The sequence below is a fragment of the Bacillus cereus group sp. MYBK139-1 genome, from assembly GCF_051916915.1.
GTDB lineage: Bacteria > Bacillota > Bacilli > Bacillales > Bacillaceae_G > Bacillus_A > Bacillus_A pacificus.
The window spans coordinates 594,626-610,659 of the sequence record NZ_JBQAHO010000002.1; the positions used below are offsets into that span (position 1 = coordinate 594,626).

Sequence of the window (16,034 nt, forward strand, 5' to 3'; positions counted from 1 at the left end):
GGGGGTTTTTATATTGATAGAAATGAGGGAGATTTGTGAAATTACTAGATTTATTATCAAAAGGAATTGTAATAGGTGATGGTGCGGTTGGGACGTTATTACATTCACATGGTTTGCAAAGTAGTTTTGAAGAATTGAATATATCTGATCCAGATTTAATTATATCGATTCATAAGCAATATGTAGCGGCTGGGGCAGATGTGATTCAAACAAATACGTACGGAGCAAATGAAGCGAAATTACGTATGTATGGATTAGAAAATCAAGTTACTGAAATTAATAGAGCGGCAGTAAAACTGGCGAAAGCATCTGTTACAGACAGAAATGCCATTTTAGGCACAATTGGTGGTATGAAACATATCGGGGCGGTTACGACAACTGATATGGAGCGAGAATTTATGTTACTGGAACAGGCAAGTGCATTATTAGAAGAACAGGTTGATGGACTGCTATTAGAGACTTTTTATGATGAGTTTGAATTACTTCATGCTGTCCAGGTGTTACGAAAAGAAACAAATATTCCAATTGTAGCGCAATTGGCGTTACATGAGGCGGGTACGACTCAAAATGGAAATGATGTAAATGAAATATTAAAACAGCTTTTAGATTACGGTGCAAATGTTGTTGGATTGAACTGCCAACTAGGGCCACTTCATATGACGGAAGCTTTTAAAATGATATCGATTCCGAAAAATGGTTACTTGTCAGCATATCCAAATGCAGGTCTCCCAAATTATGTAGAGGGACGATACGTATATGAGGGAAGTCCAGCTTATTTTGAAGCGATGACACCGAAATTTATTGAGCAAGGTATTCGGTTATTGGGTGGTTGTTGTGGCACGACTCCAGAACATATTGAAAGTATGAAACGTGCTACTCTAAATGTTACACCTGTAATAGAAAAGGATACGGTTCAAAGACCGAAAGTAGTTCATACACATGAGAAACGTTCAAAAGCTCATGTCACTTTAGCAGAGAAAGCAAAAAAACAAACGACAGTAGTAGTGGAATTAGATCCACCAAAAACGTTAGATACGCAGCGATTTTTTGAAGGTGCAAGAGCATTGAAAAGAGCTGGAGCAGATGCTATTACTCTAGCAGATAATTCATTAGCATCGCCCCGTATCTCGAATATGGCAATGGGAGCATTATTAACGAAGCATGATATTCCGGTATTGACGCACTTAACATGTAGGGACCATAACGTCATCGGACTACAATCTCATTTACTAGGTCTATCAGCATTAGGTATGGAAGAAGTGTTAGCTTTAACTGGTGATCCAGCACGCGTTGGTGATTTTCCAGGTGCCACTTCTGTATATGATTTGTCCTCTATCGAGCTCATTAAAATGATTAAAGAAATGAACGATGGGCGTTCCGTTTTAGGAAAATCCATTGGACCGGCAACCAGGTTTTCTGTGGGCGGTGCATTTAACCCGCATGTAAGACATTTAAAAGCAGCGGTTAAGCGAATGGAACGGAAAATAGATGCTGGAGCAGAATATTTCTTAACGCAGCCAATCTATGATATCGCGTTAATTGAAGAAGTGTATGAAGCGACAAAGCATTTAGAACAACCTATTTTTATTGGGATTATGCCATTAATAAGTAAACGGAATGCAGATTTTCTTCATTTTGAGGTGCCAGGTATTACTTTACCTGAAGCAGTAAGAGAGAGAATGGATGGACATGAAACGAAAGAGGCAGCAATTGAGGAAGGGATTCGTATTTCTCAAGAATTGATCGATGCTGCGATGAAATATTTTAACGGCATTTATCTTATTACACCATTTCTAAAATATGAAATTACAGAACATCTTGTTAAATATGTGAGAGAAAAGCAAGAAGTGAAAGAAGGTATTAATTGATGAAATGTATAGAAGAAAAATTACAAAATAACATCTTAATATTAGATGGTGCAATGGGAACGATGATCCAGCAAGAGGATTTAACTGCGGAAGATTTCGGAGGAGAGGAGTACGAAGGTTGTAATGAATATTTAGTAGAAACAAGACCAGATGTTATTTTAAAGATTCATAAAGCTTATATTAAAGCTGGAGCGGATATTATTGAAACAAATACATTTGGGGCAACCAATATTGTACTAAGTGATTATGAGTTATCTCATTTAGACGAGGAGCTAAATGAGAAGGCAGCGCGTTTAGCGAAGCAAGCAGTCGAAGAAAGCAGGAAGGAAGTATATGTTGCGGGAGCAATGGGACCGACAACGAAAGCGATTAGTGTTACTGGTGGTGTAACGTTTGAAGAATTAATTGAAGCCTATACGCGGCAGGCAAGAGGATTGTTGAAAGGAGAAGTGGATGTATTACTCGTTGAGACGAGTCAAGATATGCGTAACGTGAAGGCTGCTTATATTGGAATTCAAGCGGCTTTTGATGAACTAAATACAATTGTACCTATCATGATTTCGGGAACGATTGAACCAATGGGAACGACTCTAGCTGGGCAAACAATTGAGGCTTTTTACTTATCGGTAGAACATATGAAGCCATTATCTGTTGGATTAAACTGTGCGACTGGTCCGGAGTTTATGAGAGACCATATTCGTTCTCTATCTGATTTATCAGAGTGTTACATTTCTTGTTATCCAAATGCAGGTCTTCCTGATGAAGATGGACATTATCATGAATCTCCATCCTCGCTTGCCGAGAAAGTGAAGCGATTTGCTGAAGAAGGATGGGTTAATATTATCGGTGGTTGTTGTGGTACAACACCAGAACATATAAAAGCAATGAAATCCGCATTAACGTCTCTTAAACCTCGTGGACAGCAAGAAAGAGCTGGACACGGGGTTAGTGGATTAGAGGCACTGCAATATGATGACTCTATGAGACCTTTATTTGTAGGTGAAAGAACAAATGTTATTGGGTCACGTAAATTTAAAAGATTAGTAGCAGAAGGGAAATTTGAAGAGGCTGCTGAAGTCGCAAGAGCACAAGTGAAGAAAAATGCTCATATTATTGATATTTGTATGGCAGACCCGGACCGGGATGAAATAGAAGATATGGAAAACTTCTTGGCAGAAGTTACAAAAGTGCTAAAAGTACCGATTATGATTGACTCAACAGATGAAAATGTGATGGAGCGAGCTCTTACTTATATTCAAGGAAAAGCTGTTATTAATTCAATTAATTTAGAAGATGGAGAAGAACGATTTATAAAAGTGACGCCGCTTCTTCAGAAATATGGTGCAGCTATTGTTGTAGGGACAATTGATGAAGATGGAATGGCAGTAAGCGCGGAAAGAAAACTAGAAATTGCGAAACGAAGTTATGAGTTATTGACGACGAAATATGGTATACGCCCATCAGATATTATTTTTGATGCACTTGTATTTCCTGTAGGGACAGGTGATGAAGAATATATTGGCTCGGCGGCTGCGACGATAGAAGGGATTCGCCTTATTAAAGAAGCGTTACCAGAGTGTTTAACGATTTTAGGTGTAAGTAACATATCATTTGGTTTACCACCAGCTGGCCGCGAAGTGTTAAATTCCGTCTTTTTATATCATGCAACGAAAGCAGGGTTAGATTACGCGATTGTAAATACGGAAAAATTAGAGCGTTATGCGTCAATTCCTGATGAAGAAAAACGCCTTGCAGATGCATTGCTTTTTGAAACGACGCAAGAGACGTTAGAAAAATTTACAAACTTCTATCGCGTGGCAAAAAAGAAAGATGTCGTTATTCAAGAAACATTAACTCTTGATGAAAGGCTAGCAAATTACATTGTAGAAGGTACGAAACAAGGTTTACATGAGGATTTAAGTCTCGCACTTACAGAAGGAAGAAAACCTTTGGATATTATTAATGGTCCGCTTATGACAGGAATGGATGAGGTAGGACGATTATTTAATAATAATGAGCTTATCGTTGCTGAAGTATTGCAAAGTGCTGAAAGTATGAAAGCTGCTGTAAGTTATTTAGAGCCACATATGGAATCTAGCGATAGTGCGAAAAAAGGGAAAGTATTATTAGCAACTGTAAAAGGTGACGTACATGATATTGGGAAAAATCTCGTTGAAATTATTTTAGCAAATAACGGATATGAGATTATTAATTTAGGAATTAATGTTCGCTCGGATCGAATTGTTCAAGAAGTACAAGAAAAGAAGCCTGATATTATAGGTCTTTCTGGTTTATTAGTAAAATCGGCTCAACAAATGGTAACGACTGCAGAAGATTTAAAAGCGGCGGATATTGATATTCCAATCGTTGTAGGCGGGGCAGCGTTAACGAGAAAGTTTACAGATAATCGCATTTCGCCATCTTATAAAGGTCTCGTATGTTATGCGAGTGATGCGATGACGGGGCTTGATATTATTAATAAGCTTCAAAAAGAAGAAGAGCGTGAGAAGATGAAGCAGGATAAAAAGGAACGTCATCTTCATATCGTAACAAAAGAAGAGAAGAAAGTAGAAATTCCAGCAGTAATTGAGCCATTACCGAAGGCTGAGGTTATCGTGCCGGATTCAACAAAACGAATTGTATTAAGAGATGTTCCTGTTTCACATCTCGCGCCATTTCTAAATAGACAAATGCTGCTTGGACATCACCTTGGCCTAAAGGGAAGTGTGAAGAAACTTTTGCGAGAGGGAGATAAAAGAGCGCATGAATTAAATGATTTAATAGATGAATTATTGCAGGAAGGACAATCTTGGTTAAAACCGAAAGCAGTGTATCAATTTTTCCCAGCGCAAAGCGACGGACAGAATATTGTAATATATGATCCAGAAGATCATACGCGTGTTATAGAACGTTTCACATTCCCAAGACAAGGAAAAGCACCATATCGTACTTTAGGTGATTATTTACGCCCAGTCGGAGATGAGATGGACTATGTTGCTTTCCTATCTGTTACGGTTGGAGAAGGTGTTCGTGACATTGCTGAAGAGTGGAAGGCGAAAGGTGATTATTTACGCAGTCATGCCATTCAATCGTTAGCGCTCGAACTAGCAGAAGGACTTGCTGAAAAGACACATATGCTTATTCGTGATCGTTGGGGTATTCCAGATTCACCAGAACTGACAATGGAAGAACGCTTCCGTACGAAATATAGAGGAATACGAGTGTCCTTCGGTTATCCAGCATGTCCAGAACTCGCAGATCAAGAAAAGCTATTTCGCTTAATTCATCCAGAGGAAATAGGTATTTCATTAACGGAAGGATTTATGATGGAGCCAGAAGCGTCTGTAACGGCTATGGTATTTTCTCACCCCGAGGCAAGATATTTTAGTGTATTATAGTCTAGAAGGGGGAGACGTATGAAAAAAATAGTCTTTACAGGTGGCGGTTCGGCAGGGCATGTAACACCTAATTTAGCCATCATTCCACATTTACAAGAACAGAATTGGGATATTTCTTATATTGGTTCTCATCAAGGAATTGAGAAAACGATTATAGAAAAGGAAGGCATTCCGTACTATAGTATTGCCAGCGGAAAGCTACGCCGTTATTTTGATTTGAAAAATATAAAAGATCCTTTTCTTGTGATGAAGGGTGTTATGGATGCGTATGTAAGGATTCGAAAACTAAAACCGGATGTGATTTTTTCAAAAGGTGGTTTCGTATCTGTACCAGTCGTAATTGGAGGATGGCTAAATAGAGTCCCTGTTTTATTACATGAATCTGATATGACGCCAGGACTAGCAAACAAAATTGCGCTCCGTTTCGCTTCGAAAATATTTGTTACATTTGAAGAAGCTGCGAAACATTTACCGAAAGAAAAAGTAATTTACACAGGATCTCCTGTACGTGAAGAAGTACTAAAGGGAAATCGTGAAAAAGGTTTAGCATTTTTAGGTTTTTCACGTAAAAAGCCAGTTATTACAATCATGGGAGGAAGTTTGGGCGCAAAAAAAATTAATGAAACGGTTCGAGAAGCGTTACCAGAACTTCTGAAAAAATATCAAATTGTTCACCTTTGCGGAAAAGGTAATCTTGATGAAAGTTTACAAAATAAAGAAGGATATAGACAATTTGAATATGTACATGGAGAACTGCCAGACATATTAGCGATAACAGATTTTGTTATTTCACGTGCGGGCTCTAATGCCATTTTTGAGTTTTTAACATTGCAAAAGCCGATGGTTTTAATTCCACTATCGAAATTTGCAAGTCGTGGAGATCAAATACTAAATGCAGAGTCTTTTGAAAGACAAGGATATGCTTCCGTATTGTATGAAGAAGATGTGACTGTGAAATCTCTTATAAAGCATGTCGAAGAATTAAATCAAAATAATGAAATGTATAAAACAGCTCTAAAAAAATATAATGGAAAAGAAGCAATTCAAACAATCATTCAACATATTTCAGAGGCATGATGAAACAATCATGCCTCTTTTAATAGGGTGAAAGATTCCAAGAAACGGTGTTTTTATGTTACAATAGCAAATGGATTAGTAGGGAAATTCCAATTAATGAAGCGTGAAAATACGAATGGATTAGGAGTGACTGTGTTGGAGCTAAGTCTCTATGAAAATACTGCACTTATTATATGCTTTGTGTTGTACGTTGGTAGTGTTATTGTTTATATTTCAAGGAAGTTTTCGCAAGAAAGAGAGCTTGAAAAATCAGAAATAACAGCTGAACTAGAAATGTTAGCTGATGAAAGTTATAAAAAACAAAAAATAAAAGAAGACCATGAGGCATCCCATCATTTAAACGCAAATAAGTTTTAAAGATGGGGATTTTTTTTGAAGTTATTCTTTATTATGTTTATAGCAAATAACGCTAAAATGGAGTTTCCCCCTTATATAATGAAGGAGTGTATATAAATGAATTTTTATATCGCCTCAGGATTCCAAAATAAACACCTTGTACGTTCTATAGCAAATGAACTGAAACATGCAGGATGGCACCATACATATGATTGGACAAGAAACGAAAGAGCTGTGAATCAAGAGCAATTAAGAGAAATTGGTCAGGCAGAAAAGAATGCTATTAAAGAAGCGGATGTATTTTTACTTATATTAGATGGTGGAAACGGTAGCCACACAGAGTTTGGAATGGCGATTGCGCTAGAGAAAAATATATATGTATATCATGAAGGAAACCTGCTCCAAACAACGTTCTATCATTTGCCAGAAATAAATATTTTTGAAGGAGATGCAGCAGAATTTGCATCTTATGTTATGAATCATGTGAAATAATAGTAACTATCTACAAGGTTATAAAAGTGATCTTTTGGGTACAGTGATGATAAGAAACATATATAAAGGAGTACATAATATGAAATTAGAAAATGGATGGGAAACGAGCTTTTTAGAAGTCGTACAAAATAGTGAATTTAAGAAAGAGGCACTTCTTAGCCAATTACTTTTTGCAGATAGTGAAGAAGTTGAGGAGCTTGTAGATGATTATGGTTATGAAGAAATCATTGACCGCGAACATGATGATGAATTAGCTCATATTTTAGGAGAAGAACTTTTTAGTGAGATGGAACGACACGTATTTTTATCTTCACAGCCAGAAGAAAAACTTATTTCATTCGTAAATGGATTAGGTTTTCATGTGTTAGATTGGATCGTTCTTCTTGAAACAGAATTTAGCATTAATAGTGCACACTTTACGTCGGATGCTGTGAAAATGTTAGAAAAGCGTTTCAGACAGTTTCCATACATAGAAGATAAAACAATTTTTGACATGACATTTGGAGAAGCAATGGATGTATTAGAGTCTATTACAGGATTACAACTGAAGGAAAAGATGAACGTATAATGTAAAAAAAGAACGTGAGGCTATCACGTTCTTTTTTTACATTATAATAATTTTATCATCTAGTTTTGTTTGTCCGCTAAGAAGTGCGTTTAAATATTCCACTTTTCTTATACAGGCCTGTATATGTCTTTCAACCTCTTGTAACTCTGCTTGGTGATGCGTTTCAATAGGATGAATTTGTACGTTGAATTTTTCAAATTGACTACTATATGTTATTTCTGCATAGCCGCTCATAATATCGGTTTCGTTATGAAATAAAAATTGCTTCGTTTTGTCACAGAATGATACATTCTGAAAGCCATATACTTTTAATGCTTCAATTACTTTTTTTATCATTTTTGTATTCATTTTTTTAACCCTCTTTACGAAGTTCTACTTATACATTATAACATAAAAAATTACATAGAAAGCGCTTCCAAGTGTATTTTATTATAAACTTTACGTTTCAATCACAAAAATGAAACAAAGAAAAAATAATTGTAAAGAAGGAAGGACTCTTTTATTGTTTCGTCATATATATAGAGAAATAGTGCAATGAAAGGAAATTTTCCGAGGTGGAGATCGTATTTCCAATTTGAGCGCAGTAAAAGAGGTGAAGATCTTGAACTTTGATATTGTAGGACAAAAAGCATATATAAAAGATGGACCGCATCGGAACCGAATTGGAATTGTAAAGAAAAACGAGACAAAATTAGAATCGCAGTTTGCTATTGTAATTGGAGAACAAATCATTGATGTAGAGCTAAAGGATATCGTGTTAGTTGGAGTAGACGTAGGACAATTTCATAAATGGTGCGAACAAAATGGTTATTTGTGAAAAGGACGGGCTGTGAGATAATGAAATATATGTGAGGAAAGAGAATATGTTATTGTATTCTCTTTTTCTATGTGTAAGGAGACGGAGATGAAGTATACAGAACGAGATTTTACATTGGAGTTAAAAGAGAACATTCAATGCATGGAGAAGGAAATAGAGAGAATAGCATTTAAACTTTTTAAAGATTATTCACATTTGTACATAGAAAAAAACATGGAATTATTTATAGAACTCATCAGAGATAAAGAAAATCCTTTTGAAACAGGATATTCTTCATCTATTTCGATAGCTGTATTAGATGAAGAAGGAAAGATGATTGAATTTTATACAGTTCCTATCTGGGAATGTTGTAGTTATTTTTTAGGAGTACCACTTCAAATAAGGTTTTGGGGAAGTGAGTTAAGTGGTGAACTTGTTGATGAATCTTATTGTGAGATAGAGGAGGAGTTAAAGGAGCGGTTGGAAGAATTTTTACAGTTTGCAGGTGAGGAATAATAGTTAGTCTGTAGTTTATAATTAATAGTTATTAAAAAAATGAAAAACGGTGTAATTTCTTTATATCTATACATAGTGTTTGAAACACTATGTTATGCCTTATGTGTAAAAGATAACGAGGAAGATGAAAAGAACTAAAAAAGGACGCTAACAGTTTTGTTAGCGTCCTTATTATTATGAAGCAATTTCACCAGTTTTTGTATCATCTTGGTTGTACGTATCTTGATCTAATTCACCAAGCCATTTACTAGAAATAAGACCTGCTGTCATAGAACCACTTACGTTAAGAGCTGTACGCCCCATATCGATTAATGGTTCAACTGAGATAACAAGAGCGACAATACCGATTGGTAAGTTCATTGTAGATAGTACGATTAACGCTGCGAATGTTGCACCGCCACCAACGCCGGCAACACCGAATGAGCTAATCGCAACGACAGCGATTAAAGTTAAAATAAATTGTGGTTGTAATGGATCGATTCCTACAGTTGGAGCGACCATCATTGCAAGCATCGCTGGATAAATACCTGCGCAACCGTTTTGTCCGATAGATACTCCAAATGATGCTGCGAAGTTTGCAATCCCTTCAGAAATACCAAGCTTTTCTTTTTGCGCTTCAATATTTAATGGCATTGCACCAGCACTAGAGCGAGATGTGAATGCAAATGTTAATACAGGGAACACCTTTTTTAAATATTGAATTGGATTTAAACCAGATAGAGCAATTAATAATAAGTGGATAACGAACATTACGATAAGTGCCACGTAAGACGCTAACACGAAGTTACCAAGTTTTAAAATAGCATTTATATCGCTACCAGCAACTGTTTTTGCCATAAGAGCTAATACGCCGTATGGAGTAAGACGTAAAATTAATGTTACCATACGCATTACAATTGCATATACAGCATCAAGCATTTTCTTAAATAGCTCTGCTTGTTCTGGATATTTTCGTTTTACACCTATAAAGGCGATGCCGATAAAGGCTGCAAATATTACAACAGAAATTGTTGATGTTGGACGAGCGCCTGTTAAATCAAGAAACGGATTTGTAGGCAATAGTTCTAATAATTTATCTGGAATTGTTGTTTTTTCAATAGAAGTAAATCTTTCTTCAACTAGCTTCAGACGAGCAGATTCTGCATCACCTTGTTGCAGACCAGTTGCAGATACATCAAATCCTGCACTTGCAGCGATACCGACAGCTGCAGCAATTCCTGTAGTAAGAATTAAAATTCCGATAATAAGACCACTAATTTTACCAAGGTTTTTCGTTAACTGTAATTTTGTAAATGCTGAAATAATAGATACTAAAATAAGTGGCATAACGATCATTTGAAGTAACTTCACATAACCGTTACCGATTAAGCCAAACCAAGTATTTGATTCAATAATTACTTTAGAAGTTGGCTCATAAATAAATTGTAATATAAGACCGAAGATAATTCCGACTCCTAAAGCGGTAAATACGCGTTTATTAAAAGATACATGCTTACGTTGCATATAATATAATACGCCAACTAAAATGAGCATGACTGCAACGTTAATTCCGACAAGCAGTGTATTCATGTTGATTCCCCCTAATTCCAATCTGTTATATAGAATATAAGGTAATAAAACCTATAAGTCAACTAGGAGATTGTGGAATTAAAAAAAAGATGGCAAAATGCCATCTTTTAATGTCCAGCCCCAGGGACAAGTAAAAACGTCGTGTAGTATGTAAATCCTATGAAGAAAACAGTTAAATATGCCCCAAATACGTATATATACATACGCTCTGTTAAATTTAAATAGCTTAAAAGTACGAAGAATCCTGTTTGTCCTAAAAATAGTAGTGCGGTCGAGTGCATATCCCCTACGTAAAACATAACCGAGAAAATTCCAGTCCAAAAGCCGAGAACGCGAAACATGCGCTCCATGCCATCTCCCTCCTTTTCTAAAAAAAGTAAACCTCACTTCATTATAGTTTATTTTTCTTACTATTGTAAATATTCATTCATATAAAAAGAAGCCAATTATAATTGGCTTCTTTTTATATGAGAAATTAAATTGTTAGTTTATAATTACAAGATTTACATCCATCTAGTAAACTATCGTTTCGTGTTAATTCCGTGTTAGGGAATAGGATTTCAAAAATCCCTTTCATCATATCTCCGTGCATATTACAAATTTCAGTTGGGTGATGGACAGCAACTTCTTTAAATGGACAATTGTGTACATCATAGAAAATTTTCGTTCCATCTGCACTTAATTCAAATGCAGGTGATAAGCCAGCTGTCGAAAAGGCTTCTTTTGCAATTTGAATTTTTTGTTCCACTGTTAAGGCATCTTCACTCACATTTAAACGCTGCATATGTTGTTGCATTAATTCGGCCCCGAATTGTTTCCCTGTTTCGTATAGCGCTTTTTCACCAGCAGCACCAAGGCTAAGTAAAGAATTAAACGCGATTCTTGCTAACAATTGATAGTCACGGAATGGGAATTGTAATTGGATAACATCTTCAGATAATACATATAATCTGCTTGGCCTTCCGCCTTTTCCAGTTTTCTTCGTTTCGGATTTCAGCATATGAACATCTTCTAATTTAGATAAATGTAAACGCGCTACGTTTGGATGAATTTCAAACTCATCTGCAATTTCTTGTACAGTTACGTAACTATGTTTTTGAGAAATATATTTATAAATGTAATAACGAGTTGGGTCAGATAATACACCTGTAATTTTTAAAGCTTGTTCCATGAGGATCTCCACCTTTATCACTTTATCCAAGATAATAACATTATAATACAGATAAACATGGGTATAGGTAATTTTAGACAATAATTCGGAAATTGTTCATAATTTCACAAACATATTTTTCCTTTTCTATCTAGTGAAAATGCAAAAATACCGATTTTTCAGATGGATTTCTTCATGCTATATACATAGTGGGGAGGGAAAAATGATGAATGGAATTGAAAGCTTTGCGAATACGATTTTGAAAGAGGCGTGTAGGGTACAAGCTTCGGATTTACATATTGTGCCCCGGAAGAAGGATGTAGTGATTCAACTGCGCATAGGGAAAGATTTAATGACTAAACAATACATTGAAAAGGAATTTGGAGAAAAACTTGTTTCACACTTTAAATTTTTAGCATCCATGGATATAGGAGAGAGGCGGAAACCACAAAACGGTTCACTATATATACAAATAGATGGACAAGAAGTGTATTTACGCCTTTCCACGCTTCCAACCGTATATCAAGAAAGTCTCGTTATTCGTCTTCATTTACAAGCGTCTATTCAGCCGCTATCTCATCTTTCGTTATTTCCAAGTACAGCGAAGAAACTACTTTCTTTTTTACATTATTCCCATGGATTACTCGTATTTACGGGACCGACTGGTTCAGGAAAGACAACAACAATGTATGCATTACTAGAGGTGATTAGAAAAAAGAAAACACGTCGCATCGTTACACTGGAAGATCCAGTTGAAAAAAGAAATGACGATGTATTACAAATTCAAATAAATGAAAAAGCAGGTATCACATATGAGGCTGGACTAAAGGCTATTTTGCGTCATGATCCAGATGTTATTTTAGTGGGTGAAATTCGTGATGAAGAAACAGCAAAAATCGCTATAAGAGCAAGTTTGACTGGCCATTTAGTAATGACGACACTGCATACGAATGATGCGAAAGGAGCAATACTTCGGTTCATGGATTTTGGTATAACGAGGCAAGAGATTGAACAATCTTTATTGGCTATAGCTGCACAGCGACTTGTTGAATTGAAGTGTCCGTTTTGCAAAAGAAAGTGCTCAACTGTATGTAAATCAATGAGGCAAGTAAGGCAAGCGAGTATTTATGAGTTGTTATATGGATATGAGTTAAAACAAGCGATTAAAGAAGCAAACGGGGAATGTGTCACGTACAAGCATGAGACATTAGAGTCTTCGCTGCGAAAAGGATACGCTTTAGGATTTTTAGAAGAGGATGTTTATGTTTAAGAAAATATGGAGTTTAAGTGATCAAGTAATATTACTGAAACGATTAGGAGAACTATTAGAAAAAGGATACTCTCTTTTGCAGGCATTAGAATTTTTACGGTTTCAATTACCTTTAGAAAAGAAAGTACAATTGCAGCACATGATTGATGGATTAAAAAATGGAAAAAGTCTACACGATTCTTTTCATCAATTAAAGTTTCATCAGGAGATGTTAAGCTATTTATTTTATGCCGAGCAACATGGTGATATTTCTTTTGCGTTGCAACAAGGGAGTGCACTTCTTTATAAAAAGGATAAGTATAGGAAAGATATGATGAAAATAATGCAGTATCCTATGTTTTTGGCGTTCTTTTTAATAATCATGATTTTGATTTTTAACCGCATTTTATTACCACAGGTTGACATGGTATATAGTTCATTTGGTTCTACAGCACCGTTATTCACAGAACAAATATTAAGTACAATTAAGCTACTACCCTATCTTATTTTTAGCACAATTTTTATCGTTATGATTGGCTGTAGTGTATATATATTGTACTTTCAGAAACTCCCGCATATGAAGCGAGTAAAAATTATGCTTCGTATCCCCCTCGTAAAAACATTTCTTATTTTAAAGCATTCGCATTATTTCGCTACTCAATTGAGCGGCTTATTACACGGAGGACTATCAGTACTTGAGGCTCTAACAATAATGATGGAGCAAAAGTATCAGCCGTTCTTTCAGTATGAAGCGGGCCGAGTTAAACACCAATTAATTGCGGGAGAACCGTTGCAATCTATTATTGCTAAAAGCGGATATTATGAGGAAGAACTTTCTTATATTATTACACATGGACAAGCAAACGGTAATTTGGCGATTGAATTAGGTGACTATAGTGATCTAATTATGGAAAAGATTGAGCAAAAAATTAAACGTATGTTAGTGATTATTCAACCGATTTTATTTACGTGTATTGGAGCAATAGTCGTTCTTATGTATTTAGCGATGATTATGCCAATGTTTCAAATGATGAATTCTATATAGGAGGCATTTACATGCAGAATGAGGAAGGGTTTACCCTTTTAGAAATGTTATTAGTTATGGTCGTCATCACTGTATTATTACTATTAATTATTCCGAATGTCGTTACGCAACGTTCATCCGTCGAAGGAAAAGGATGTAAAGCCTATGTGAAATCTATAGAAGCGCAAATACAAGTATATCAACTACAACATAATAAAATTCCCTCGCTAAAAGAGCTGATTGATGGGAAATATATTACAAAGGATGAGTGTCCGAATGGTGAAGCTATTCATATTTCCAATGATGGCACAGTAACAAGTGGGAAACTGTGAAGCAAAAAGGTTTTACACTTTTAGAAATGCTACTCGTTTTATTTGCAATTTCTGTACTAAGTATGGTCACGTATTTTCATGTACATTCATTATATGAAAAACAAAAAATTGAACAATTTTTAAGACAGTTTTCAAATGATATTTTGTATATGCAACAATTAGCCATAAACCGTCAAAAACACTATACATTACGATGGCATAAAGATAGACATATGTATTATATAGGGGAATCGAGTACGGATCTTTCTATCATTAAAAGAGAATATGATAACGATATACAATTGGATTTGAATACTTTTCCAAATCCGATGACATATAATCCGAGTGGAAATATTAATAGAGGTGGCACGATTTTACTTTCGTATCGAAGTTATAAATATGAGATTGTATTCCAGCTTGGAAGAGGGAGATTTACGTATCGTGAAATGTCAAAAAGGGTCAGTGATGGCTGAAATGCTTGTAGCATTAAGTATAGTAATGATGATGGTATCTTTACTACTTCCGCAAACAGTATTGATTATGCAAGAACGAAAAAACATACAAATTCGTTATAAGGCATTTGTATTATTAAAAAAAGAAGCAGCTTTATATATGTATGAGAATGAGGCAAAACAACAGAAAGAAAAAGTCATAAACGGAAATGTATATTACACATATTGGGGAGGAAATGAAGTTTGTGCGATGTGGAAAGATGTGAAAGGAAAAATGATGGAACAATGCTTTTATGCGGGAGAAAAAATGAATTAGAAGTTGGATTTACATTAATAGAAATGATCGTATGTTTTTTTCTGTTATCACTGTTCTTTTTACTCTTACCACGTTTAAACTTTATTGGAATAGAAAACAAGCAATCAAAAGGGTTAAATAATTGGGAATGGGATGTGTTTGTAGGACAAGTACAGTTAGAGTTTCGTGAAGTATCATTTGTGGAAAAAATAGTTCCTGAAAATAGAGAGAGTATGTTGCGCTTCCGTCTTCGCACTGGAGATGAAGTGACGTATGAAAAATTGAATAATCACCTTATAAGAAAAGTGAACATGCGCGGAAGAGAAGTTATATTACAAAATGTTGAAATGGTTTCGTATGAAGTAACACCTCATTTGCTCTTTATCAATGTGAAAGATAGGAGTGGGAAAATATATGAAGGTGTAGCTATAAGGTATAGTGAAATGGAAATAAATACATGAGAAAACAAGATGGGTTTACGATGCCAGGAACAATTATTTTTCTTGTATTATTAACTTCGTTCTTTATATACGAAACGAATATGTTGCTTATAGATAAAAAATTTTATATTGAAATAGAGCAAAAGTTTGTACTGGAGGAAATACTAAATCGATCTATTACAAATATAAAAAAAGACTTACAGCAAAAAGAAAAGGAAGGTACTTTTTTCTTTTCATATGAAAAGGGCGAAGCGAGTGGAAATTACGTATTTGAAAACGACGTTATTCTCGTTTCATTGCAGTGCAAAATAAAACAAGAAGTTTTCTATAAAGTAAGCTTTCGGTATAGAAAAAAGGATGAGAAAATATTTGATTGGATAGAAGGGTAGTATGTAAAATATATGGATAAAAAACCATGATTTCTCATTTAAAAATAGGCTGTTTTTTTAAAGGAAATGGATAAATAAAACAATTAAAAGTTTAAATTTTCTCA

19 protein-coding genes are annotated in these 16,034 nt (G+C 35.3%); 15 read left to right on the forward strand and 4 right to left on the reverse strand.

The window, feature by feature from the left end:
• The first annotated feature begins 35 nt into the window (after positions 1-35).
• From ACTFRS_RS14195 to ACTFRS_RS14220, 6 genes are all read left to right on the forward strand, one after another.
• A complete protein-coding gene (locus ACTFRS_RS14195; RefSeq protein ID WP_000770334.1) occupies positions 36-1,868 on the forward strand; it encodes a bifunctional homocysteine S-methyltransferase/methylenetetrahydrofolate reductase in 1,833 nt (610 codons plus the stop codon).
• A complete protein-coding gene (metH, locus tag ACTFRS_RS14200; RefSeq protein WP_440024808.1) occupies positions 1,868-5,266 on the forward strand; it encodes a methionine synthase in 3,399 nt (1,132 codons plus the stop codon). Before ACTFRS_RS14195 ends, metH begins: the two co-directional genes overlap by 1 nt.
• Before the next feature lie 18 nt (positions 5,267-5,284).
• Entirely contained in the window at positions 5,285-6,343 is a 1,059-nt protein-coding gene (murG, locus tag ACTFRS_RS14205) for an undecaprenyldiphospho-muramoylpentapeptide beta-N-acetylglucosaminyltransferase (protein WP_000724750.1), read from the forward strand.
• A 96-nt stretch (positions 6,344-6,439) separates the two neighbouring features.
• The gene (locus ACTFRS_RS14210) at positions 6,440-6,700 is read left to right on the forward strand and encodes a DUF3966 domain-containing protein (RefSeq protein WP_000817964.1); all 261 of its coding nucleotides are present in this window, start codon (positions 6,440-6,442) and stop codon (positions 6,698-6,700) included.
• A 96-nt stretch (positions 6,701-6,796) separates the two neighbouring features.
• Positions 6,797-7,171: a nucleoside 2-deoxyribosyltransferase gene (locus ACTFRS_RS14215; RefSeq protein WP_001012337.1), complete on the forward strand. Its 375-nt coding sequence runs from the start codon at positions 6,797-6,799 to the stop codon at positions 7,169-7,171.
• Positions 7,172-7,250: 79 nt separating this feature from the next.
• Positions 7,251-7,739 (forward strand): hypothetical protein, encoded by a 489-nt coding sequence (locus tag ACTFRS_RS14220; protein ID WP_242294416.1) that lies wholly within the window; start codon positions 7,251-7,253, stop codon positions 7,737-7,739.
• 36 nt (positions 7,740-7,775) lie between these two features.
• Here the strand turns inward: ACTFRS_RS14220 and ACTFRS_RS14225 are convergent, their stop codons facing one another.
• Entirely contained in the window at positions 7,776-8,087 is a 312-nt protein-coding gene (locus ACTFRS_RS14225; protein WP_001093243.1) for a hypothetical protein, read from the reverse strand.
• A gap of 253 nt (positions 8,088-8,340) precedes the next feature.
• Between ACTFRS_RS14225 and ACTFRS_RS14230 the strand changes: the two genes are divergently transcribed.
• Both ACTFRS_RS14230 and ACTFRS_RS14235 read left to right on the forward strand, forming a co-directional pair.
• Positions 8,341-8,556 carry a DUF3912 family protein gene (locus tag ACTFRS_RS14230; protein ID WP_001008330.1) on the forward strand — a complete coding sequence of 72 codons (216 nt, stop codon included), beginning with the start codon at positions 8,341-8,343 and terminating at the stop codon, positions 8,554-8,556.
• Positions 8,557-8,643: 87 nt separating this feature from the next.
• On the forward strand, positions 8,644-9,051 hold the full coding sequence (locus ACTFRS_RS14235; RefSeq protein ID WP_062821281.1) for a hypothetical protein: 408 nt from the start codon (positions 8,644-8,646) through the stop codon (positions 9,049-9,051).
• Between the two features lie 174 nt (positions 9,052-9,225).
• Here the strand turns inward: ACTFRS_RS14235 and ACTFRS_RS14240 are convergent, their stop codons facing one another.
• The 3 genes from ACTFRS_RS14240 to ACTFRS_RS14250 form a co-directional block, all read right to left on the reverse strand.
• Positions 9,226-10,620, reverse strand: a complete 1,395-nt coding sequence (locus ACTFRS_RS14240; protein ID WP_001094339.1) for an L-cystine transporter — start codon at positions 10,618-10,620, stop codon at positions 9,226-9,228.
• A 107-nt stretch (positions 10,621-10,727) separates the two neighbouring features.
• Positions 10,728-10,970: a DUF2626 domain-containing protein gene (locus tag ACTFRS_RS14245; protein ID WP_000440714.1), complete on the reverse strand. Its 243-nt coding sequence runs from the start codon at positions 10,968-10,970 to the stop codon at positions 10,728-10,730.
• A 125-nt stretch (positions 10,971-11,095) separates the two neighbouring features.
• The gene (locus ACTFRS_RS14250; RefSeq protein WP_029439920.1) at positions 11,096-11,791 is read right to left on the reverse strand and encodes a helix-turn-helix transcriptional regulator; all 696 of its coding nucleotides are present in this window, start codon (positions 11,789-11,791) and stop codon (positions 11,096-11,098) included.
• Positions 11,792-11,996: 205 nt separating this feature from the next.
• On the opposite strand from ACTFRS_RS14250, the gene comGA reads away from it, so the two are divergent.
• The 7 genes from comGA to comGG are packed head-to-tail and all read left to right on the forward strand — an operon-like array spanning position 11,997 to position 15,930.
• The gene (comGA, locus tag ACTFRS_RS14255; protein ID WP_073530042.1) at positions 11,997-13,040 is read left to right on the forward strand and encodes a competence protein ComGA; all 1,044 of its coding nucleotides are present in this window, start codon (positions 11,997-11,999) and stop codon (positions 13,038-13,040) included.
• Complete coding sequence (gene comGB, locus ACTFRS_RS14260; RefSeq protein WP_139866670.1) at positions 13,033-14,064, forward strand: competence type IV pilus assembly protein ComGB; 1,032 nt, start codon at positions 13,033-13,035, stop codon at positions 14,062-14,064. Before comGA ends, comGB begins: the two co-directional genes overlap by 8 nt.
• A gap of 11 nt (positions 14,065-14,075) precedes the next feature.
• On the forward strand, positions 14,076-14,375 hold the full coding sequence (gene comGC / locus ACTFRS_RS14265; protein ID WP_001178694.1) for a competence type IV pilus major pilin ComGC: 300 nt from the start codon (positions 14,076-14,078) through the stop codon (positions 14,373-14,375).
• On the forward strand, positions 14,372-14,827 hold the full coding sequence (comGD, locus tag ACTFRS_RS14270) for a comG operon protein ComGD (RefSeq protein ID WP_016718475.1): 456 nt from the start codon (positions 14,372-14,374) through the stop codon (positions 14,825-14,827). The genes comGC and comGD overlap by 4 nt, the downstream gene beginning before the upstream one ends.
• Positions 14,820-15,122 (forward strand): competence type IV pilus minor pilin ComGE, encoded by a 303-nt coding sequence (comGE, locus tag ACTFRS_RS14275; protein WP_000829518.1) that lies wholly within the window; start codon positions 14,820-14,822, stop codon positions 15,120-15,122. Before comGD ends, comGE begins: the two co-directional genes overlap by 8 nt.
• Positions 15,092-15,562: a competence type IV pilus minor pilin ComGF gene (gene comGF / locus ACTFRS_RS14280; protein ID WP_000923056.1), complete on the forward strand. Its 471-nt coding sequence runs from the start codon at positions 15,092-15,094 to the stop codon at positions 15,560-15,562. Before comGE ends, comGF begins: the two co-directional genes overlap by 31 nt.
• Positions 15,559-15,930 (forward strand): competence type IV pilus minor pilin ComGG, encoded by a 372-nt coding sequence (comGG, locus tag ACTFRS_RS14285; protein WP_139866674.1) that lies wholly within the window; start codon positions 15,559-15,561, stop codon positions 15,928-15,930. The genes comGF and comGG overlap by 4 nt, the downstream gene beginning before the upstream one ends.
• Positions 15,931-16,034: the final 104 nt, after the last annotated feature.